The 21463-nt window shown below is 69.7% G+C and carries 13 protein-coding genes; 8 read left to right on the top strand and 5 right to left on the bottom strand.

Annotation, left to right across the window (positions count from 1 at the left end; all coding sequences use genetic code 11):
- Positions 1-138 precede the first annotated feature (138 nt).
- Both ABLE43_RS20430 and ABLE43_RS20435 read left to right on the top strand, forming a co-directional pair.
- Positions 139-1068 (top strand): TraB/GumN family protein, encoded by a 930-nt coding sequence (locus ABLE43_RS20430; protein WP_348979980.1) that lies wholly within the window; start codon positions 139-141, stop codon positions 1066-1068.
- A 341-nt stretch (positions 1069-1409) separates the two neighbouring features.
- On the top strand, positions 1410-1970 hold the full coding sequence (locus tag ABLE43_RS20435) for a hypothetical protein (protein ID WP_348979981.1): 561 nt from the start codon (positions 1410-1412) through the stop codon (positions 1968-1970).
- Here ABLE43_RS20435 and ABLE43_RS20440 read toward each other — a convergent pair.
- Complete coding sequence (locus ABLE43_RS20440; RefSeq protein ID WP_348979982.1) at positions 1931-3031, bottom strand: glycosyltransferase; 1101 nt, start codon at positions 3029-3031, stop codon at positions 1931-1933. The genes ABLE43_RS20435 and ABLE43_RS20440 overlap by 40 nt on opposite strands.
- Positions 3032-3157: 126 nt before the next feature.
- On the opposite strand from ABLE43_RS20440, the gene ABLE43_RS20445 reads away from it, so the two are divergent.
- Complete coding sequence (locus ABLE43_RS20445) at positions 3158-3928, top strand: hypothetical protein (protein ID WP_348979983.1); 771 nt, start codon at positions 3158-3160, stop codon at positions 3926-3928.
- Between the two features lie 4 nt (positions 3929-3932).
- On the opposite strand, the gene ABLE43_RS20450 is transcribed toward ABLE43_RS20445, so the two are convergent.
- Together ABLE43_RS20450 and ABLE43_RS20455 are read right to left on the bottom strand one after the other, a co-directional pair.
- Positions 3933-5375, bottom strand: a complete 1443-nt coding sequence (locus ABLE43_RS20450; protein WP_348979984.1) for a hypothetical protein — start codon at positions 5373-5375, stop codon at positions 3933-3935.
- 22 nt (positions 5376-5397) lie between these two features.
- Positions 5398-7011, bottom strand: a complete 1614-nt coding sequence (locus ABLE43_RS20455; RefSeq protein ID WP_348979985.1) for an inorganic phosphate transporter — start codon at positions 7009-7011, stop codon at positions 5398-5400.
- 760 nt (positions 7012-7771) lie between these two features.
- Between ABLE43_RS20455 and ABLE43_RS20460 the strand changes: the two genes are divergently transcribed.
- Positions 7772-10993: a TonB-dependent receptor gene (locus ABLE43_RS20460; RefSeq protein WP_348979986.1), complete on the top strand. Its 3222-nt coding sequence runs from the start codon at positions 7772-7774 to the stop codon at positions 10991-10993.
- A 159-nt stretch (positions 10994-11152) separates the two neighbouring features.
- Complete coding sequence (locus ABLE43_RS20465; RefSeq protein WP_348979987.1) at positions 11153-11494, top strand: hypothetical protein; 342 nt, start codon at positions 11153-11155, stop codon at positions 11492-11494.
- 50 nt (positions 11495-11544) lie between these two features.
- Here ABLE43_RS20465 and ABLE43_RS20470 read toward each other — a convergent pair whose 3' ends face one another.
- On the bottom strand, positions 11545-12462 hold the full coding sequence (locus ABLE43_RS20470; protein WP_348979988.1) for a M48 family metalloprotease: 918 nt from the start codon (positions 12460-12462) through the stop codon (positions 11545-11547).
- Here ABLE43_RS20470 and ABLE43_RS20475 point away from each other — a divergent pair.
- From ABLE43_RS20475 to ABLE43_RS20485, 3 genes are all read left to right on the top strand, one after another.
- Positions 12461-15052 (top strand): O-antigen ligase family protein, encoded by a 2592-nt coding sequence (locus tag ABLE43_RS20475; RefSeq protein WP_348979989.1) that lies wholly within the window; start codon positions 12461-12463, stop codon positions 15050-15052. The genes ABLE43_RS20470 and ABLE43_RS20475 overlap by 2 nt on opposite strands.
- An 85-nt stretch (positions 15053-15137) precedes the next feature.
- Entirely contained in the window at positions 15138-15842 is a 705-nt protein-coding gene (locus ABLE43_RS20480) for a polysaccharide biosynthesis/export family protein (protein ID WP_348979990.1), read from the top strand.
- Positions 15843-15864: 22 nt separating this feature from the next.
- Positions 15865-18072: a GumC family protein gene (locus tag ABLE43_RS20485; RefSeq protein ID WP_348979991.1), complete on the top strand. Its 2208-nt coding sequence runs from the start codon at positions 15865-15867 to the stop codon at positions 18070-18072.
- 125 nt (positions 18073-18197) lie between these two features.
- Here ABLE43_RS20485 and ABLE43_RS20490 read toward each other — a convergent pair whose 3' ends face one another.
- A complete protein-coding gene (locus ABLE43_RS20490) occupies positions 18198-21413 on the bottom strand; it encodes an error-prone DNA polymerase (RefSeq protein ID WP_348979992.1) in 3216 nt (1071 codons plus the stop codon).
- Between the last annotated feature and the right edge of the window lie 50 nt (positions 21414-21463).

Raw genomic sequence — 21463 nt, forward strand, 5'->3', positions numbered from 1 at the left:
CGCTCCCCCACCCGGCCACCCATTCAGGATACGCTGTGGGTGGCCGGGTGGGGGAGCGGGCCGGTACCGCTTCCACGCAAGTGGATCAGGCCATAGGGTCGCGGCGGGGCCGCCTTGCCCGGCGAAAGGGAGATTGTGATGAAGATGTTGCTGCGTTTCAGTGCCGCGTTCGCTCTGGCCGGGGCGCTGCCCGCCTATGCCCAGACGGCACCCGCGCCCGCTCCGGCGGCGACCCCGACTGCGACGGCGACGGCGACGCGCGATGCCGATCCGGCGCTGTGGGTGGTCAGGGACAAGGACACGACCATCTATCTCTTCGGCACGATCCACGTGCTGAAGCCCGGCCTGTCGTGGTTCGACGAAGCGGTGAAGACCGCCTTCGACAAGTCGAACGAGGTCGTGCTCGAAATCCCGATGCCGACGCCCGAACAGGCGCAGGCGGCGGTGATGAAGTCGGCGGTGAACGTGACCGGCCCGAAGCTGAGCGAGAAGCTGCCCGCCGCCGAACGCCCCGCCTATGCCAAGGCGGTGGCCGATGCCGGGCTGCCTGAGGGGGCGCTGGAAGCGGTCGATCCGTGGTTCGCCGCTTCGACGCTGACGCTGGTGACGCTCCAGAAGCAGGGCTATGATCCGGCGAGCGGCGCGGAGCAGACCATCTCGGCAGCGGCCAAGGCGGCGGGCAAGCCGGTAACGGGGCTGGAGACGCTGGAGCAGCAGTTCGGCTTCTTCGATTCGCTGACCGACGCGGCGCAGGTGACGTTCCTGACCGAGACGATCAAGGAACTGCCCGAAGCGGGCAAGACGATCGACACGATGGTCGATCAATGGGCCAAGGGCGATCCCGCCGCGCTCGCCGCGACGATGAACGCTGAGATGACGATCAGCCCCGAACTCAAGCGCGTGCTGCTGACCGATCGCAACGCCCGCTGGGCCAAGTGGATCGAGGAGCGGATGAAGAAGCCGGGCACGGTGTTCGTCGCGGTCGGCGCCGGGCATCTGGCGGGCGACGGCAGCGTGCAGGACGCGCTCAAGCGCTACAAGCTGCGCGCGACGCGGGTGAAGTATTGAAGCGCGGGCGGCGGTAATGTCGCTTGCCCCCTTCCCCCGTCGGACACGCAGGAAGACGTTCGACTGAAGGCGCCGGGCACGACCGTACCCCCGCGCAGGCGGGGGTCCAGGCCTGTCCTATGCCGTGGCCGCCTGCGCCGCCGACGTACCCCCGCGCAGGCGGGGGTCCAGGGCGGAACAGGCCGACGGGTCGCGTCTCCGGCTCTGGATCCCCGCCTGCGCGGGGATACGGTGCCGGAGGCGATTCTTCGGTGACATCACCAAATCCTCACCCGTCCCTCATGCCGCTCAGCCGGCGCACCGGGCATGGCTTTCCCCCGTCAATCACCGAGGAGAATCCCATGCCCACCACCCCCTTCCCCTGGCGCCCGATCGGCTGGAGCGCCGCCGGTGCCCTGCTGCTGCTGCCGCTGGTCGCAGGCGCGCCGTGGACGCTTTCCGACTATGTGTTCGCCGCCGTCCTGCTCGGCATCGCGGGCGGTGCGATCGAAGTGGCGGTGCGGATGTCGGCCAGCCTGTCCTATCGGCTGGGGGCATTGGTCGCGACGGCGGCGGCGTTCCTACTGGTGTGGGTCAATGCCGCGGTCGGCCTGCTCGGCGACGAGGAGAACGACGCCAACGCGGTGTTCCTGATCGTGCTGCTGGTCGCGGTCGGCGGCACGCTGCTCGCCCGGCTGCGGGCCGCAGGCACCGCGCGGGCGATGCTCGCCGCCGCCGGGGCGCAGCTGCTGGCCGGGATCACCGGCTGGGCGATGGGCTGGGCGGCGCCGGGCGGACAGGGGGTGTATGAGGTGACGGTCGGCACCGGGCTGTTCGGCACGCTATGGCTGGTCGCCGCCGCGCTGTTCGCCCGTGCCGCGCGTCATTCGGCCCAGAGGCGCACCGCCAGCCCCTCGATATAATCGGCGGCCCGCTTCGCGGCGGCGGGGTCGTACAGCGCGGCCAGCGCCGCCGGATCGAGCGCCTTCGCGGCGTCCAGCAACCCGCGCCACGGGGCCAGCGCACCGGGCCATTGGTGCAGCGCCACCGCCGCCCCGACCTCGGCCAGCCGGTCGGCCTTGCGCGTCTGTTCGGCGAAATATCGCCATTCGGGCGCGCAGATATAGGGGCGGCCGACACGCGCGATCTCATGCACCGTATTGTCGCCCGCCGAGGCGATGACGACATCGGCGGCGGCGATATGGTCGGTGACGTTCGCCACCCAGCCCTTCTCCACCAGATTGCCGAAGTCGGTCTCGTGCCCCTCGCGGTGGACCGGGCCGATCACCAGCCACAGCGCGTCCGGCACCGCGCGCGCCGCCATGGTCAGCGGCGCATAGGGCGTTCCCGCCCCGCCGCCGCCGGTCAGCACCAGCACCACCTCGCGCTCGGACGCGATCCCCAGCCGGGCGCGCGCCTCCGCCTTCGACGGCACCGGATCGGTCGTGGTGCACAGACCGCCGGTGTAGCAGGTCTTGGCCCGTGCCCAGTCGGGGAAATCGTCCTGCTCGATCCCCTCGGCAAAGGGGGCGAGCAATCCGACGCAGGCCTGATAGGCCCCCAGATGCCCCGGATCGGTGCGGTCGCCGTGCATCCGGATCTTGATCGCGGGCACGCTGGCGATGCGTGCCATCAGCGCGATCTCGGCGGATACGTCGACCACGAACAGCGCCGGGTTCACCTCGTCCAGATGGTCGAGGATGGTGCGCATCGTCCGCCGCGTCGCCGTGACGCCCAGCGGCACGCAGTGCAGCACCTCGGGCGTCGGCTGGTCGAACAGCGCGCGCGTCGGCACCGGCGCGCCGATCATGTTGGGCAGTTCCACGATCTCGACGGGCCGGTCGAACCCGGCGAACAGCTCGGGCCGCGCGCACAGGATCGTCACCCGCCGCGCGGGCGGCAGTTCGCGGACGATCGCCATCGCGCGATTGGCGTGGCCGCGCCCCTGATGGTGGATGAAGAAGGTGATCGGCGCGTCGTGCATATGCCCCCCGGAGAAACCCGAATCGTACGGACGCGGCGGAACCCTTGCCGCCCGCTCGCGTATCGCCCATAGCGTAAATCATTGCGATTGCGCAACAATTTCCGACCGCTCGAATAGGAATTCACGATGGCCGACCGCTGGAGCCACCCCCGTCCCGGCCTGACCATCCTGCGGCGCGGCGACGCGCCGATCCGCAGCATCCAGGTCTATGGCCAGCGCTGTTCGGGCACCAACGTGCTGATCCGCTCGATCGAGGCGAACCTTGGCCGCGCCGCCTTTACAGAGGCCTACGGGTTCAAGCACTGGTTCGTGCCGGAGCAGGTGCTGTTCCCGCGCGACGTGCTGGTGCTCGCCATCGCGCGCGACCCCGTCGAATGGGTGCAGAGCCTGCACCGCCAGCCGTGGCACGCCCATCCCGAGCTGAAGCGGCTGTCCTTCTCCGACTTCATCCGCGCGCCGTGGCACAGCTATTGGGACACCGAATTCTGGGGCGTGGAGGGGGATCATCCGGTGCTGGGGCGCGAGATGCTGCACGAACGCTGCCCCGTGACGGGCGAGCGCTTCGCCAATCCGCTGGCCAAGCGCACCGCCAAGCTGCGCCACTGGGCGGGGCTGCACGACCGGGCGCACCATGTCGCGCTGCTGGGGCAGGATGCGTTCCTCGCCGATCCGCAGGGGGTGATCGACGCCCTCGCCGCCGCGACCGGGCTGACGCGGGCCGAGCCGTTCGTCGCGCATGACAGCTACAAGGGGCAGGGATTCCGCCCGTTCGTGCCGACCGCCTATGCGCCGGTATCCGACGCCGATCGCGCGCATATCCATGCGTGGCTCGATCCGGAGGTGGAGGCGCGCTACGGCTTCGACGTACCCGCACCGCAGGCGCAGGCGGCGGAGTAGCGCCTCAGCGCGCCGCCTGCCGCCGCAGCGCCAGCAGCAACGCCACGGTCAGCACCCCAGCCACCACCGCCCAGATCGCCAACCCCTGCCACGGGGTATAGCCCCACCATTCGTCGGCGACGGTGCGCAGATAGCCGGGATCGAACCGGTCGCGCAGCACGCTGATGCGCAGCGCCTGTTCCTCGCTGCCCGGCGCGGTGATCTCGGCACTGGCGATCGCCATGTTGAGCACGATCGATCCCGCCAGCAGCGCCGCCACCGCGACGCGCGACCAGCGCAGCGCGCTTGCCCAGAACATGCCGATGCCGATGCACAGGAAGCCGACCGCGGGCAACGCATGGCGCGGCCCGGTCGCATTGCCGCCGTCCCAATAGTAATAGGAGGCGTTGATGAGGAACGGCAGCAGCGCCCCGCCCAGCGCCAGCAACCCGATCGCCCGCGTCGCCCGCTCGCGCACCAGCAGCGCGATCCCGAACGGCGCGACGATCAGGATCGGCGCCACCCACAATATCCCGCGCCGCTCGCCCACGGTCAGCTGGTAGAGAACATAGGGCTTGGGGTAGGTCAGGCCGAAGAACCCTTCCTGCATCCCCGCGAAATCGGTGACGCCCGAATAGCCGAGCCGGAACACCGTCCCGAAGGCGAAGAGATTATAGCCGATAAGGGCAATGAGCGCGGTCGCTCCGGTCGCCAGCACCAGCGCCACGACGCGCAGCCGGTCGCCCGCCGGTCGCCCCCGCAACTGCCACGCGGCATAGGCGGCGACCGGCAGCCCCGCGATCAGCGCGGAATGTTCGATCAGCACCGCCCAGCCGAGCGCCAGCCCGGCCAGCAGCGGATACCCCGCGCGGATCGGCCCGCCGCGCGTGCCGCGCCACACCGCCCATGTGGCGATCAGCAGCAGCGCGGCGACGGCGGCATGGCCGAAGATGGTGGTCGACCACCCCCACACCGTGGTGCCATGGCCGTAGGCGAGCGCCGCGACCACCCCCGCCCCCGCCTGTCCGGTCACCCCGCGCACCAGATCGTAGAGCAGCATTGCCGCCAGCGCGCTCAGGCCCGCACAGACGATCGCCGCGACCAGCCGGATGCGGATCTTGAGAAAGCGGTTGAACCCCGGATCGTCGAACGACGCCGGGTAATCGGTCGCCCGCGTGCCCGATACCGCATCGGCAGCGGCGACGATAGGCAGCGACAACAGGGTGATGCCCGGTGCCTTGTCCGAATAATAATGGCCGTCGAACGTCGCCTTGTCGATCGTCAGCGGCGCGTAGCGATCGATCCGCGCATCGCCCTGCTCGACGATGGTGATCGCGGCGAACATGCGCACCGCATTGTTGGGATTATATTCCCACGATCCGAACCACGCGCAGGAAAACCACGTCAGGACCAGCAGCAGCCAGGCTACGGAATCGCGCGACAGCGATCGCATGGGGGCAGGCTGCATCGCATCCGCCCCCATAGCCCGATCAGCCGAACAGCCGGTTGAGCAGGAAATAGAGCGAAGCCGACAACAGCACCGACACCGGCAGCGTCAGCACCCACGCCATCAGCAGGTTGCGGACGGTGGCCATCTGCAACCCCGAACGATTCGCCGCCATCGTCCCCGCCACGCCCGACGACAGGACATGGGTGGTCGACACCGGCAGCCCCAGGGCGTCCGCGCCGAAGATCGTGCCCATCGCCACCAGTTCCGCCGACGCGCCCTGCGCATAGGTCAGATGGGTCTTGCCGATCTTTTCGCCGACGGTCACGACGATCCGCTTCCACCCGACCATCGTGCCGAGCCCGAGCGCAAAGGCGACCGCGATCTTCACCCACAGCGGGATGAAGCGCGTGCCCGAGTCGAGCGAGCCGCGATAGTCGGCAAGCGCCTTCCTGTCGGCGTCGGAGAAGCCGAGCGCGCCTTCCTTGCCCAGTCGCTTCACCGCTTCCGAGGTCAGGTACATGTCGTTGCGCAGATTGCCGCTGACCGCCGCAGGCACCTTGGCCAGACGGCCATATTCGCGCACCTCCCGGTCGATCGCGCCGATCAGCGTGGTGACGGCGGGCACCGTCTCCGCCGACAGCTTGCGGCTGACCAGATAGGCCTGCATCTGCGCGCGGGCAGTCGTCTCGTCCGCCGCAGGCGCGGCCTGGGCACGGGGCGCGAGGACCCGGACGGCGGCGACGCCGCTGGTCGCGAACTGCGCCTCATATTGCGCGGGGACCGCGCGGTTGAGCGCATAGGCGGTGGGCACGGTGCCGATCAGGATCAGCATGATCAGCCCCATGCCCTTCTGCCCGTCGTTCGAGCCATGGGCGAAGCTGACGCCGGTGCAGGTGAAGATCAGCAGGCAGCGGATCCACAGCGGCGGCGGCGTGTCGCCCACCGGCGCCTCGTAGAGCGCACGGTTGCGCACCAGCAGCTTCATCGCGAGGAACAACACCGCCGCGACGCCGAAACCGATCGCGGGCGACACGAGCAGCGCCTTGCCGATCTCGGTCGCCTTTTCCCAATCCACGCCCGCGGTGCCGCTGCGCCCCTGGACGATGGCGTTGGCCACGCCGACGCCGATGATCGAACCGATCAGCGTGTGCGACGACGACGACGGGATGCCCAGCGCCCAGGTCGCGAGGTTCCACAGGATCGCCGCGATCAGCAGCGCGAACACCATCGTGAAGCCCGAGGACGAGCCGACGCCGAGGATCAGTTCGACCGGCAGCAGCGAGATGATGCCGAACGCCACCGCACCGGTGGACAGCAGCACCCCGAGGAAGTTGAACACCCCGGACCACACGACCGCGACGTGCGCGGGCATGGAATTGGTGTAGATCACCGTCGCGACGGCATTGGCGGTGTCGTGAAAGCCGTTCACGAACTCGAAGGCCAGCGCGATCACCAGCGCGAGCAGCAACAGGGCGAAGGGCATCAGCGTCAGCGGATCGACGCTGGCTGCCGCCGCATCGCGATACACGTTGTAGAAGACGTAGCCGAGCGCGGCGATGACCGCCACGACGAACCCCAAGGAACCGGCGCGACCGAAATTGTCGTCCAGTTTCGGGCCGGGGCGTTCATCCCGCTCCAGCGCTGCGGTAGTCATCGATATTCCCCTGCCGAATGGACGAATCGCCGTATCGGCGAAGTGTGACAGTTGCACACCGTCCGCGCGTCGGCATGGCACCCGGACGCGCGCCCCATAACGGATCGCAGGGCGTTTGGCGATATCGTCCGGACGGCGCGGATTTTCGCCGGCCCACGAACCTCGGGCTGGGCCTTTAACAAAGGAATGCCGCGCCCCGACCGGAGGGATCGCAGGCGCAGGTATCGCTATCATCCTATCCGATGAAACTGGTGTGGCAACACCGCTTCGCCGCACCGTGTCGAGCCCTGGTCTCGTACGATACGCGCCGTAAACCCATGATAGCGTTACATATTGGTCAGGCCGGACAGCAGCGATTGGCGAGGAGCAAAGATGGGCGATCGACATTCCGTTCGCCGACTCAGGAAGGCCGCTCCATTCCCCCCCCGTCACTCCCGCGCAGGCGGAAGTCTCTCATACGCCAGCGTCGCGGATCCGGCCGAAACGTCAGCATGATGGATTCCCGCCTGCGCAGGAATGACGGAAATCCAGGCGTATCGCTGAATACCGATCGGTCCTGATAGTAGGTTCGGGTACGCGAGGCGCTATGCACAACGGGCCAGACGCGGGCAACCGACACACCCGCCCCGACAGCGAAGGCAAAATACGACAGGCCGATTGGTAATATTGGTCTAGCCGGTTGACCAGACAGATATGATAGCGCTACCAGCTTTCCCACAGGGCGATCGCGAATCCGTGACGCTCACCAGGGAGAGGGTTTATGAGCACCACGCTTCTGTTGCGCCGCGCCGGTTCGTTGTCGCTGTTGTTGCTCGGTACCACGGCATGGCCGGTGCTGGCGCAGACCGCCACGCCGCCCACCGCTACCGTCGTCACCAATGCGCCCGCCGACGCCGCCGCACAGGACGGTGCGGGCAATACCCAGCCGACCGCGATCGATTCGACCGATCAGCCGCCCGCCGATCCCTCGCTGACCGGCAATGACGAGATCGTCGTCACCGGCTATCGCGCCTCGCTCGCCAGCCAGACCAATGCGAAGCGCAACTCGATCGGCTTTACCGATTCGATCTTCGCCGAGGATATCGGCAAGTTTCCCGACACCAACATCGCCGAATCGGTCAACCGCATCCCCGGCGTGACAATCAGCCGCGAAGTGACCGGCGAAGGCGCGAACGTCGCGATCCGGGGTCTGGGCACCAACTTCACCCGCGTGCTGCTGAACGGCGCGCCGATCGCGATCGCCTCGGTCCGCTTCGATGCGCAGAGCACCAACCGCGAGGTCGATCTCGACCTGATCCCGACCGAGTTGTTCACCCAGCTGACCGTCAGCAAGTCGCCCACCGCCAGCCAGATCGAGGGTGGCGCGGCAGGCACCGTCAACCTGCGGTCGGCGCGCCCGTTCGACAATCCCAAGCCCTATGTCAGCTACGGCCTGCAGGGATCGAAGGTCAGCAGCGCCGACAAATGGGGCTATCGCGGCCATGTGCTGGCCAGCGCAACCTTCGGCGACTTCGGCATCCTCGTCGGCGGGGCGGCGGTGCATAACGAGTTCCGCGTCGACGGGTTCGAGACGATCGGCTGGACCAACCCGAACCTGACCGCCGCGCAGAGCAGCTCCTCGACCCGCAATTCGACCGCAGGCGGCAACTTCACCATCCCGGCGACGGTCCCCGCCAATGCGGGCAACGGCCTCGTCACCGGCACAGTGATCGACGAGGCGTTCCTGCTGCGCAACAATCCGGGCGCAACCATCCAGCAGATCGACAACGGCCTGCTCCCGCGCCTTGGCCGTCCGCGCACCGAGATCGGCGAGCGGACCCGCTACAACGGCCTCGCCAGCCTCGAATGGCGGCCGAGCGACGCGCTGCATTTCTACATCGACGGCATGTACGCCAGGCGCGACACCCAGTTCACCCGCAACGCGCTCAACTGGGCGGTGCGCAACGGCGCGGCGATCCCGCTCAACACCACCTATGACCGCAGCGACTGTTCGTCGGGCTGCGTCGTCACCGGCGGCACCTATGCCAATGCGCAGTTCTTCCTCGAATATCGCCCCTACAAGGACACGCAGGACTATTGGGGCGTCAATCCCGGTGCCGAGTTCGTCGTCAACGATTTCATCAAGGGCGATGTGCAGGCGAACTATACCCGCAGCAACTTCCGCCGCGAAAGCCCGACCTTCCTCGTCATCACCCCCGCCAGCAGCGGCACGACCGTGACGTACCGCAACGACGGCGGCATCCCGTCGATCAGGAGCAACATCGACCTGAACGATCCGCGCAACTTCGGCTGGGCGGGCGGCGGCCGCGTGCAGTTGTCGGGCGAGGAACGCCGGACGGAGACGCGCGGCGTGCGCGGCAGCCTGTTGTTCGGCGACGAACAGCGCTTCAGCGTCCGCGTCGGCGGCGCGTACGACGACACGCAGCGCCGGATCACCCCGTTCGACAATAGCAACGCATGGTCGGCGGCGGTGTGCGGCAACAACCCCAGCGTCCTGCTGCCCAGCCCCAACCGCCAGCCGATCTGCGACGGCGCGAACCAGCCGGGCACGGTGCCCGCCGCGGGATATCCGACCTATCCCGCCTATGGCACCGCCGCCACGGCGGGCGGGCAGCCGATCGTCTATCGCGGATCGATCATCCCGACCGCCGCGGTGCCCGGCTTCCTGCTGCCCGGCGACAACGGCTTCGTCACCGTCGACTGGAACAAGGTGAAGGCCGCCACCGGCTATGACACGCTGCTCGGCGGCGCGACCGAGACCGGCTCGGGCACCAGCGGCGCGAACGGCGGCCTGATCCGCGAGAAGGTGACGGGCACCTTCGTCGAGGGCAACGGCATCATCAACATCGGCGACGAGGACACGCTGCGGCTGAACGGCGGCGTCCGCTATGTCCGCACCGAACAGATCGTCGGCGGGCGCACCGTGATCGCCGATCCGCGCAACACCCGGAACGGCGTGACCTGCCCCGGCAGCAGCGCCAACGGCTTCGCGCTCGACGGGTCATGCTATGCCGCGACGATCCTGTTCGCGCAGAGCAACCGGCTCTATTCCAACTTCCTGCCCTCGGCCAGCGTCGCCTACAGCTTCGGGCGCAAGGCGGTGGCGCGCGGCTCGATCTCGCGCACGCTGACCCGGCCCGATCCGAACCAGCTGCTGCCCGGCGCGTCGTTCACCTCGCCCTCGGCCGACGTCGGCACGCTCGGCAACAATGCCCTCAACCCCTATATCTCGGACAACATCGACCTCGGCTTCGAATATTACACCGGCGGCGAGGGCGTGATCGCGTTCGCGGCGTTCCGCAAGTCGATCACCGGCTTCACGGTCAATGGCCTCACCAGCGTGCCCTTCTCGACGCTGGGGCAGTACGGCATCACCTTCGCCTCGCTGACGCAGGCGCAGCAGCAGGCGCTGATCGACCGCGCCCGTCCGGCGGGCATCGCGCCCGAACAAGCGATCGTCCAGATCCAGCAGCAGGTGAACGCCGACGGCAAGCTGAAGGTCAACGGCCTCGAGTTCCAGGTGACGCAGCCGCTCGACTTCCTGACGCGCTACATCGGCGTCGAGGGGTTCGGCGTGCAGGGCAACCTCACGCTGATCGACCAGCGGGGCGAAGGCACCGGCGCCCCGGCGATCGCGCTGGGCGTGGCGCCGATGACCTATACGCTGACCGGCTATTACGAAGGCAACGGACTGTCGGCGCGGCTGACCTATACCTATAACGAAGGGTCGCAGGCGTCGGGGCTGAACCAGAACGGCCTGCCCGCCGCCGCGATCTTCGGGCGCGACTATGGCCAGCTCGACTTCTCGGGCAACGTCGACCTCGGCAAGATCACGGGCAACGCCTATCTGCCGACCGTCGTGGTGAACGTCATCAACATCACCAAGGAAGCGCAGTCGAGCTACTTCCAGTTCCCCAACGCGACCTTCAACCAGTACAATCCCGGCCGCATGCTGCTGGTCGGCATTCGCGGGCGCTTCTGACGCGCCGCACCTTCTCTCCTTACCCCTCGCCTTGCGCGATCGGCTCTCGCGAGCCGGTCGCGCATTTTCTTCTGGCGACATGACCAAAACGTCATGTGGCGGCCAGCACGGCGTAGGCCGTCCTGCGCCAAGCCGGTCGGGCACACGGTGGAGGACGCCATGCAGGAGACGAGGAAACGACGGCGCGCCGTACCGCTCGACGAGCGGACCTGCCGCCTGATCTGCCCGACGGCGGCGGGGATGGTCGGCGTGTGCCTGACCGGGATCAGCCTGCTCCATGTCACGCTGTCGATCCACCGGCGGCACAGCATCATCGACGACCTGCTGTCGCTCGACGCGCTGACCTTCCTGATCGCGACGCTGGCCGCCTATTTCGCGATGCGGGTGCAGTCGGCGGTGCGGCTCCACCGGCTGGAGCGGATCGCCGACATCGCCTTCATCGTCGCGATGACGCTGCTGACCGCCGCCTGCTTCCTCATCACCTATGTGCTGAATGCGTGAGGCCTCGTTCGGAAGCGCGGGAGTGGGCCGGTACCCACTCGTGACGCGCATCAGCGCGTTCCGCCCCCGACACGCAGCGCCGCCTCGATCCGCGCGATCCTGAGCGACAGCGGGGGATGGGCACGATCGATGCGCAGCACCCCTCCCAGGCTGGCGAGCAGCGGCACGGCGGCGCGCGGCGCATAGCCCGCATCGGCCATGATCGCGAGCGCGAGGTCGTCGGCGGCGAGTTCCTGCGCCCGCAGCACCGCCACGCCCGCCCCGGCGCGACGCACCGCGACATGGCCGAGCAGGATATGCGCCATCTCGTGCGCGATCGGAAAGGCAAGCGCGTCGTCGCTCGCCGCGCGTGCCGCAAGCCCGGACGTGACTGCGACGTACCGCCCGTCGGCCCGGGCATTGGGCGTCCGCTCGACCGCGACGGCAAAGCGCGCCGCGCAGCCCGGATCGCCCGCCAGCCGCACCGTCGCTTCGCCGTCGCCGCGCCGTACGCGCAGGTCCACCGGACCTGGCGCCAGTGCCGCCGCCAGCAGGTCGGTGAAGCGTTCGCTGCGATCGAAGCTGCCCGTCCGGCCGATGGCGTCGCGGGCGAATCCTGTGAGATCGCGACCGTTCAGCGCGACGATCTCGTCCCCGGCGCGCAGGCCCGCGCGCGCCGCCGCACCGCCCGGCACCAGCGCGCGGATGCCGAAGCCGTCGCCCAGCCCCGGCGACTTGGCGATTGCGGGCCGGTCGCTTTGCGCATATCCGCCGATGTCGTGAAGGACCATTCCGGCCATGACTTCAGGGACGGGGCAGCGTGCCCGCGCGCCCGCAGCCAGCCGGTAGCCGACCGTCGCGACCCGTGTTTCCAGCGCAAGATCGGGATCGGATGACGGTGCGCCCGCCCCGGTCAGGCAGACGAGGAGCGCGAGCAGCGTCGCGAACCGTCGGCGCCGCCCGCCTCCCGTTTCAGGATCGATGACCATGGCACCTCCCGCATTCCTCGCCCGTCGATCGCATGGCGGCAAGCAAAGCGCAAACCCGGACGACGGCGATGCACGGGGCGGCTGGCTGCGGCGGCTGCCGTTCGTCTTTCTGGGGTTCGTGCTGCTGCTCGGCGGTGGGGGCAGCCGCTATCCGCTGGTCGAGACCGCGATCGAATGGTTCGCGCTGGTGGTCATCGCCCTTGCCCTGCACCGGCTGCGCGGCGCGCGCATCGGGCGGGTCGGCGGCGCGGTCCTTGCCGTCGCGGCGCTCGCGCTGCTGCTGGCGCTGCTGCAACTGGTGCCGTTGCCATGGGGCTGGTGGAGCGCGATGCCCGGACAGGCCGCGGCGGCGACCGTCTATCGCACGCTCGGATGGGACGGCGCATGGCGCCCGCTCAGCCTGACCCCCGACGCCACCCGCGCGACGATCCTCGCACAGCTGCCCGCATGGGGGGTGCTGCTGGCCGCGCTCGGCTGGTCGTGGCGCGAGCGGGTGGTCGCGATGCGGATCGTGGTCGGGGTGGCGCTGGTCGGCGTGCTGATCGCGGCATTGCAGGTGGCGGCAGGCCCCGACGCCGCGCCGCTGCTGTTCGAGACGGCGCACCGGGCATACGGCGTCGGCCTGTTCGTCAACCGCAACCATCAGGCGACGCTGCTGCTGGTCGCGATCGTGCTGGCCGGGGTGCCGGGCGTCGTCGCCATGCCGGGCAGGCGGCGGCGCGGATCGGGCGGCGGCGGGGTGATCGCGGCGATGGTGATCGCGCTGCTGGCGATCGGCGTGCTCGCCACCGCGTCGCGCACCGGGCTGCTGCTGTTGCCGGTGGCGGTGGCGGTCGCGGCACTCACGCTGCTGCCGCGCGGGCGGATCGTGCCGCTGGCGATCGGCGGCGCGGCGGTGGCGGCGGTAGCGCTGTATTTCACGCCGCTGGTGCAGGACGCGCTCGCCCGCTTCGCGACGGTCGGCGAGGACGACCGCTATCATTACTGGGACAATACGCTGTTCGCCGCACGCGAGGCGCTGCCATGGGGCACCGGCTTCGGCAGCTTCCGCACCGTCTATACCGCGGTCGAGCCGATCGAGCAGATCACGGTGCTGACCGTGCCGCACGCGCACAGCGACTATCTCGAACTGCTGCTGGAGGGCGGCGTCCCCGCCGTGCTGCTGCTCCTGGCCGGACTGGCGGTGCTGGCGGTGGCACTGATCGCCGCGCTGCGCGCCCGGGCGGCACCCGACGGCGCGGTCCGGCGGGTGCAGGCGACCGGCGCGGCGGCGGGCATCGCGCTGATCCTCGCCGGATCGGTCGTCGACTTCCCGCTGCGGATGAGCGCGCTGCTGGCGCTGCTGGCGCTGCTGGCGGCGTTGCTGGTCCCGCCGGTCGTGCCGGTCGCGCGACGCGGCGGCAGCGATCGGGGCTGGCGGATCGCGCTCGGTATCGGCGTGGCGCTGATCGGGTGGCAGGCGCTGGCGCAGGGGCTCTCGCAGCAGCTCATCCTCGGGCGGCAGGGGGCGATGGCGGTCCGCGTCGCGCCATGGTCGGCGTCGGCATGGGCGATGCTCGCCGCGCAGCAGCCGCTGCCGCAGGGCGCCGATGCCGCCGTGCTGGCGACCGAACGCGCGCTGCGCATCGCCCCGACCCAGCCGATCGCGGTGCGGGTCGAGGGGCTGGCGGCGCTGGCGCGGGGCGACACGGCGAAGGGGCAGGCGCTGCTGCGCTTCGCCGCACAGCTCGGCTGGCGCGACCCGCCGACCCAGTTGTGGCTGGTGCAGGAAGCGATCGCGGCGGGCGCGATCGACTTCGCCGTCGAGCGCGCCGACGCGCTGGTACGCCAGGGACAACAGGCACCGCTGGTCTATGCCCAGCTCGACCGGCTGTTCACCCTGCCCGAAGGGCGTGCGGCGATCGCCCGGCGTTTCGCCGACCGCCCCGGCTGGCGGCAGGGCTTCGTCAACACGCTGGCGGTGGGGGCGGAGGACCGCGTGCCCGCGCTGCTCGATTTCGTCGTGCGGCTGCGACGGGCGGGCGTGCCGTCCGACCCGCGCGAGGCGGCGCTGATCCTGTGGCGGCTGGACGAGGCGGGCGACCGGGCCGCCGCGCTGCGGCTGTGGCGCGCGGTCGGGGGCAGCGGAGCGATCGGCGACGGCGGGTTCGACGGTGCCGCCGGGCCGCTCCCGCCCGACTCGCCGCCCTTCGCATGGCACGGCGTGCCGGGCAGCGGCATCCAGACGGTGGTCGGCGAACCCGATGTGCCGCTGTCGGGCGGTGCGTTGCAGGTGACGGCCGCTGCGGCACGCGGCGGGGTGGCGGCGGCGCAGCGCGTCCTGCCCGCGCCGGGCCGCCATCTGCTCCGCTATGCCGTGCAGGCGGACGGCGGCACCGCGGCGCCCGGCTGGGTGCTCGTTTGCGCCGGAGGCGGCGAGGTCGCGGCGATCGAGGATCGACCCGGCAGCGCGGGCGGATGGCAGCGGCGCGTCGCCCGGCTGGATGTGCCCGCGACGTGCGGCCCGGCCGAGCTGCAGCTGCGCATCGCCGAGGGCAACCGCCCGGGCGCCTTCTGGATCGACGCCGTATCGCTCACCCGCGCCGAGTGACGCCCGCCGTACCGGCAACACGCGGCAGTATGCGGCGGCGCAAAATAATGATAGGGTCGCGGCGGGGAATGAGCGGGATGGTGGAATGACGGTTGCTTTGCGACGGCGCGCGGCGCTGGCGGCGATACTATGTGCGGCGGCAGGCGCCTGTTCGGGTCCGAACGTCGGCCCGAACGTCCGCGCCGGGCAGGAAGCCTATGCGATCATGCCCGCGCCGCAGGGCGAACTGAGCGTACAGGACTATCGCATCGGGCCGCTCGATTCGGTCGACGTCACCGTGTTCCAGGAAGCCGACATCTCCAGCAAGGGGACCGTCGTCGACGCATCGGGCGACCTGTCGATGCCGCTGATCGGGCGGGTCCATGCCGCCGGGCTCACCACCACCCAGCTGGCCGAGGTGATCCGCGAACGGCTGGCCGCGCGCTTCTACGTCAATCCGCAGGTCAGCGTGGTCGTGGCCAGCTCCGTCACCCAGCGCATCACCGTGCAGGGCCAGGTGACCGAACCCGGCATCTATCCGATCCAGGGCGCGACGACGCTGCTCGACGCGGTGGCGCTGGCCAAGGGCGAATCGGAGAATGCGGCGCTCAGCCAGGTGCTCATCATCCGCTATATCGACGGGCGGCGCGCGGCGGCGGTGTTCGATATCGCCCGCATCCGCCGCGGCGACGATCCCGATCCGGCGATCCTCGCCCGCGACGTGGTGATCGTCGGCAATTCCAACGCGAAGAAGGTCTGGCACGACGTGCTGCGCGCCGCACCGCTCTTCAACGTCTTCACCTTCCTTTGATCCGCCGGGACCGGGGCCTATCATGACGCAACAGCCAATCGGCGCTCTCGAACCAGCCCCCGGCGACGCACCGCGCGACGCCGATCGCGTCGTGGAGGATGCGGCGCTGCTGCCCGACGCCGACGACGATGCCGGATTCGATCCCCGCGCGATCTGGGCGGCGATCTATCGCAACCGGCTGGTGATGCTGCTGATCGTCGCCGCCGCGCTGGTGCTCGGCGTGATCTCGGTCATGGTCATGCCGCGCATCTACCAGGCGCGCTCCAGCGTGCAGATCGACCAGCAGGTCGCCAAGGTGCTGGGGACCGAGGATTCGGAACCGACCGTCGCCGGGACCGATGCCGACCGCTTCCTCCAGACGCAGGTCGACGTCATCAACAGCCGGGCGATGGCCAAGCGCGTCTCGGACAGCCTGGGCCTTGCCGCCAACGACGCCTTCCTCGAATCGATGGGCGGGCGGCTGAAGCTGCGCGTGCCGGGCGAGCGGCGGATCGACCAGGTGCTCGACACGCTGCAGAAGAACCTGAACGTCGACCTGCGCCGCAATTCGCGCGTCGTCGGCATCCAGTTCAAGAGCCGCGACGCCGGCCTCGCCGCGCGCGTCGCCAACAGCTATGCCAGCAACTTCATCGAGAGCAACATCCAGCGCAAGTTCTCGACCTCGGCCTATTCGCGCGAGTTCCTCCAGAGCCAGCTGGCGCTGGCCAAGGGGCGGCTGGAAGCGTCGGAGCGATCGCTCATCAACTATGCCCGTTCGGCGCAGCTGATCGACGCCAGCGCGGGCGCGCAGCAGATCGGCCAGCCCGAGGGGCCGCGCTCGCTCGTCACCGCCAATCTCGTCCAGCTGAACGAGAATTACGCCACCGCCGCAGCGGCGCGGTTGCAGGCGCAGCAGCGCTATGAACAGGCGCGCGCCACGCCGCTGCTGTCGCTGCCCGACGTGCTGTCGAACCCGGCGGCGCAGGAAATCCTGCAACGCCGCGCCGAGCTGAATTCGCAGCTCAACCAGCTGCGCGAGCGGCTGAAGCCCGATCACCCGACGGTGGTGCAGGCGACGGCGCAGATCGCCGAGCTGAACGCGCAGCTGAACCAGCTGGCGGGCAGCATCCTCAATTCGATCCGCAACCAGTATCTGACGGCGCAGCGCCAGCAGGACGCGATCGAATCGCAGGTCGCCCGGCTGAAGAGCGCGACGCTGGCCGAACAGGACCGCGGCGTGCAGTACAACATCCTCAAGCGCGAGGTGGATACCAACCGCCAGCTCTACGAGAGCCTGCTCCAGCGCTTCAAGGAAGTCAGCGCCGAGGCGGGCGTCGCGACCAACAACGTCACCATGGTCGACACCGCCGAAACCCCCCGCCGCCCCACCTCGCCCCGCCCGCTGGTCAACATGGCGCTGGCGCTGGTGGCGGGCCTGTTCCTTGCCGGGCTGTACGCCTTCGGTCGCGAGCGGCTGGACGATGTGCTGCGCGATCCGCGCGACGTGGAGACGCGGCTGCACCTGCCGCTGCTCGGCGTCGTGCCCGAGCAGGAGGACGGCGATCCGCTGGTCGCGCTGCGCGATACCAAGTCGGAGATCGCGGAGTCCTATCACGCGATCCGCACCGCGCTCGAACTGTCGTCGAACCAGGGGCTGCCGCGCTCGATCCTCGTCACCAGCAGCCAGATGTCGGAGGGCAAGTCGACGACCTCCTATGCGCTGGCCCGCGACTTCGCCTCGATCGGGCACCGGGTGCTGCTGATCGACGCCGACCTGCGTCGCCCCTCGCTGCACCGGCTGGTCGATGTGAAACAGACCGACAAGGGGCTGTCGACCGTGCTCGCGCGGATGACCCCGGTCGAGGAGGTGGTGGTGCCGACCGATACCGCCAATCTCGCCTTCCTGCCCAGCGGCCCGTTGCCGCCCGATCCGGCCAATCTGTTCGCAGGCAGCGCGCCGTCCGAACTGCTGGCGCGGCTCGGCGGGCAATATGACCTGATCGTGCTCGACGGTCCGCCGGTGCTGGCGCTGGCCGATGCGACCGCGCTGTCGGCCTCGGCCGCCGCGACGGTGGTGATCGCCGAGGCGGGCGGCGCGCATTTCGGACAGGTGCGCAACGCGCTGACCCGGCTGGTCCGCGCGCAGGGCCATCTGCTCGGCATCATCGTCACCAAGTACAACAGCCGCAAGTCGGGCTATGCGGCGAGCGAGGATTATTACCGCTACAACTACCGCTCGACCGCGCAGTAACGCGGCGGGCAGCTTCCAGCTGCCCGCAAGGTCGGATCGACATTCGACGGCCGCTTCTCCTCCTCTCCTCCCTTGTCAGGGAGGGGAGACGTTTCATCCACGTGTCGGCTGAAGGTCGATCGGCCCTAATGAAAATCGCGCGACTTCGGCACCAGCCGCACGTCGCGCGGATGGCGGGCGGCGGGCGGGCGGGCGCCGTCGCCGCTGCCGCGCGGCGGATCGAGCGGAGCCTCGCCCAGCGTGTCGAGCAGGCGGCTGAGATCCTGCACCCGCTCGCCCATCAGGTGGACGACGCCCTCGGGGCTGCGCTGCACCTCGCCCGCCACCCCCATCAGCCGCGCGCCCATCACCTCGCGGCGATAGGCCTCGAACCGCCGCGCCCATAGCACGACGTTGACGATGCCGGTCTCGTCCTCCAGCGTGACGAAGATCGCATTGCCCTTGCCCGGTCGCTGCCGCACCAGCACCAGCCCGGCGGCGGTCAGGCGAGCACCGCCCTTCGCCGCCGCGATATCGGCACAGCTGGCGATACCGCCCGCCGCCAGCCGTGCGCGCAGGAACGCCAGCGGATGCCCTTTGAGCGACAGGCGCAGCGTCTGGTAATCGGTCACGACCTGCTCGACATCGGGCATGGCGGGCAGCGCCATCGCCGGTTCGGCCCCCAGCTCGGCGGCGCGGGCATGGGCGAACAGCGGCAGTTCGGTATCGGGCGTCCGCCGCGCCTCCCACAGCGCCTCGCGCCGGTCGAGCCCCAGCGAGCGGCACGCATCGGCATCCGCCAGCAGCCGCAACGCGCGCTGCGGCAGGCGCGCGCGGCGGGCCAGCGCCTCGACATCGGCGAAGGGCCGCGCGGCGACGATCGCGTCGGACCAGCTCGCCCGGAACCCGTCGATCTGGCGGAAGCCGAGCCGCAGCACCTGTCCGCCGTCCTCGAGGCTGTTGTCGTGGCCGCTGCGGTTCACGTCGATCCCGCGCACCGCCACGCCATGCTCGCGGGCATCCCGGACGATCTGCGCCGGGGCATAGAAGCCCATCGGCTGCGCGTTCAGCAGCGCGCAGGCGAAGGTCGCGGGATGGTGGCATTTGATCCACGACGAGACATAGACCAGCCGCGCGAACGACAGCGCATGGCTTTCGGGAAAGCCGTAGCTGCCGAACCCCTCGATCTGGCGGAAGCAGCGTTCGGCGAAGTCCGCCTCGTAGCCACGCGCGACCATGCCGTCGATCATCTGCTGCCGGAAGCTGTCGATCGTGCCGATATTGCGGAAGGTCGCCATCGCCCGGCGCAGGCGGTTGGCATCGGCGGGGGAAAAGGCGGCGGCGGTGATGGCCAGCTTCATCGCCTGTTCCTGGAACAGCGGCACGCCGAAGGTCCTGCCGAGCAGGTTCTTCAGTTCGTCGGGATCGTGCGGTGGCTTGGGCGAGGGATAGGTGACGGCCTCGCGCCCCGAACGGCGACGCAGATAAGGGTGGACCATGTCGCCCTCGATCGGTCCGGGCCGGACGATCGCCACCTGTACGCTCAGGTCATAGAGGTTCTCGGGGCGAAGGCGGGGCAGCATGTTGATCTGCGCGCGGCTCTCCACCTGGAACACGCCGATGCTGTCGCCGCGCTGGAGCATGGCGTACACCGCCGGATCGTCGGAATCGAGATCGACGGTCAGGTCATGCTCGCCAAGGCCGTGCTGCCGCAGCAGCGCGAACGCCTTGCGGATGCAGGTGAGCATGCCGAGCGCCAGCACGTCGACCTTCATCAGGCCCAGCGCGTCGATATCGTCCTTGTCCCATTCGATGAAGGTGCGCCCCGCCATCGCGCCGTTGTGGATCGGCACCATCTCGTCCAGCCGCCCCTGCGTCAGCACGAAGCCGCCGACATGCTGCGACAGGTGGCGGGGGAATTGCAGGATCTGGTCGACGAGGTCGCGCAGCTGCGCGATCTGCGGATCGGCCACGTCGAAGCCCGCGCTGGTATAGCGGCGCTCCTCCATCGCGCCCGCGAAGCTGCCCCACACGGTGCTGCCCAGCCGCTGCGTCACGTCGCGGGTGAGGCCGAGCACGCGCCCCACCTCCCCCACCGCGCTGCGCGGGCGGTAATGGATCACGGTCGCGGCGATCCCGGCGCGCTCGCGGCCGTAGCGGCGGTAGATATACTGGATCACCTCCTCGCGCCGTTCATGCTCGAAATCGACGTCGATGTCGGGCGGTTCGCGGCGCTCCGCCGACACGAAGCGCGAGAAGAGCAGGTCGTGGTGGCTGGGATCGACCGAGGTCACGCCCAGCAGGAAGCAGACGATCGAATTCGCCGCCGACCCGCGCCCCTGGCACAGGATCGGCGGATCGCAGGACCGGGCGAAGCGGACCAGATCGTGGACGGTCAGGAAATAATGGGCGTATCGCTCCTGCCGGATCAGCGCGAACTCCTCGTCCAGCCGGCGGCGGACGTCGGCGGGCAGGTCGGGGCCATAGCGTTCGTGCGCGGCGGTCAGCGCCAGATGTTCGAGCCAGTCCTGCGCCTCCCACCCCGGCGGCACGGGTTCGTGGGGATATTCATATTGGAGATGCTTCAACTCGAAGCCGATCCGGTCGAGCAACGCGACGCTTTCGCCTACCGCCTGCGGGCAGTCGCGGAACAGGCGTGCCATTTCGGCGGGGGACTTGAGGTGCCGCTCGGCATTGGCGGCGAGGGTCCGACCGGCGGCGGCGATGGTCGTGCCCTCGCGGATGCAGGTCAGCACGTCGTGGAGGCGGCGCTGCGCCGGTTCGGCATAGAGCGCGTCGTTGGTGGCGAGGAGCGGCACGCCGAGCCGCCCGGCCAGCGCCATCCGCGCGGCCAGCCGCCGCCGGTCGCGCCCGCCGCGCGGCATCGTCGCCGCCAGCCACAGCCGGTCGCCGCAGGTATCGCGGAGCTGCCCGAGCAGCGCCGCATCACCCCCGGTCGCGATCAGCAGCAGGCCGTCGTGATACGCCAGCAGGTCGGCGAGGCGCAGGTCGCATTCCCCCTTGCGCGCGCGCAGGTTGCCGGTGCTGAGCAGCCGGGTCAGCCGCCCCCAGGCGGCGCGGTCGGCGGGATAGGCGACGATGTCGGGCGTGCCGTCGCCGAACACCAGCCGTGCGCCATGGACGAGGCGGAGCGGGATGTCGGGATGACCGGCCTCCGCCGCCCGTTCGCGGGCGTCCCTGAGGGCGATATGCGCCTGCACCACCCCGGCCACCGTGTTGCGGTCGGCGATGCCGATCCCGGCCATGCCGAGGTCGATCGCGCGCGCCACCATGTCCGAGGGATGCGACGCCCCGCGCAGGAAGGAGAAGTTGGTCGCGGCGAGGAGTTCGGCGAAGGCCATGGCGTCACCGGGAGACGCCAAAGTTTACAAACTTTACACTAATGGCGATG

This window comes from Sphingomonas silueang, from assembly GCF_040049155.1.
In the GTDB taxonomy this organism is placed as follows: Bacteria; Pseudomonadota; Alphaproteobacteria; order Sphingomonadales; family Sphingomonadaceae; genus Sphingomonas; species Sphingomonas silueang.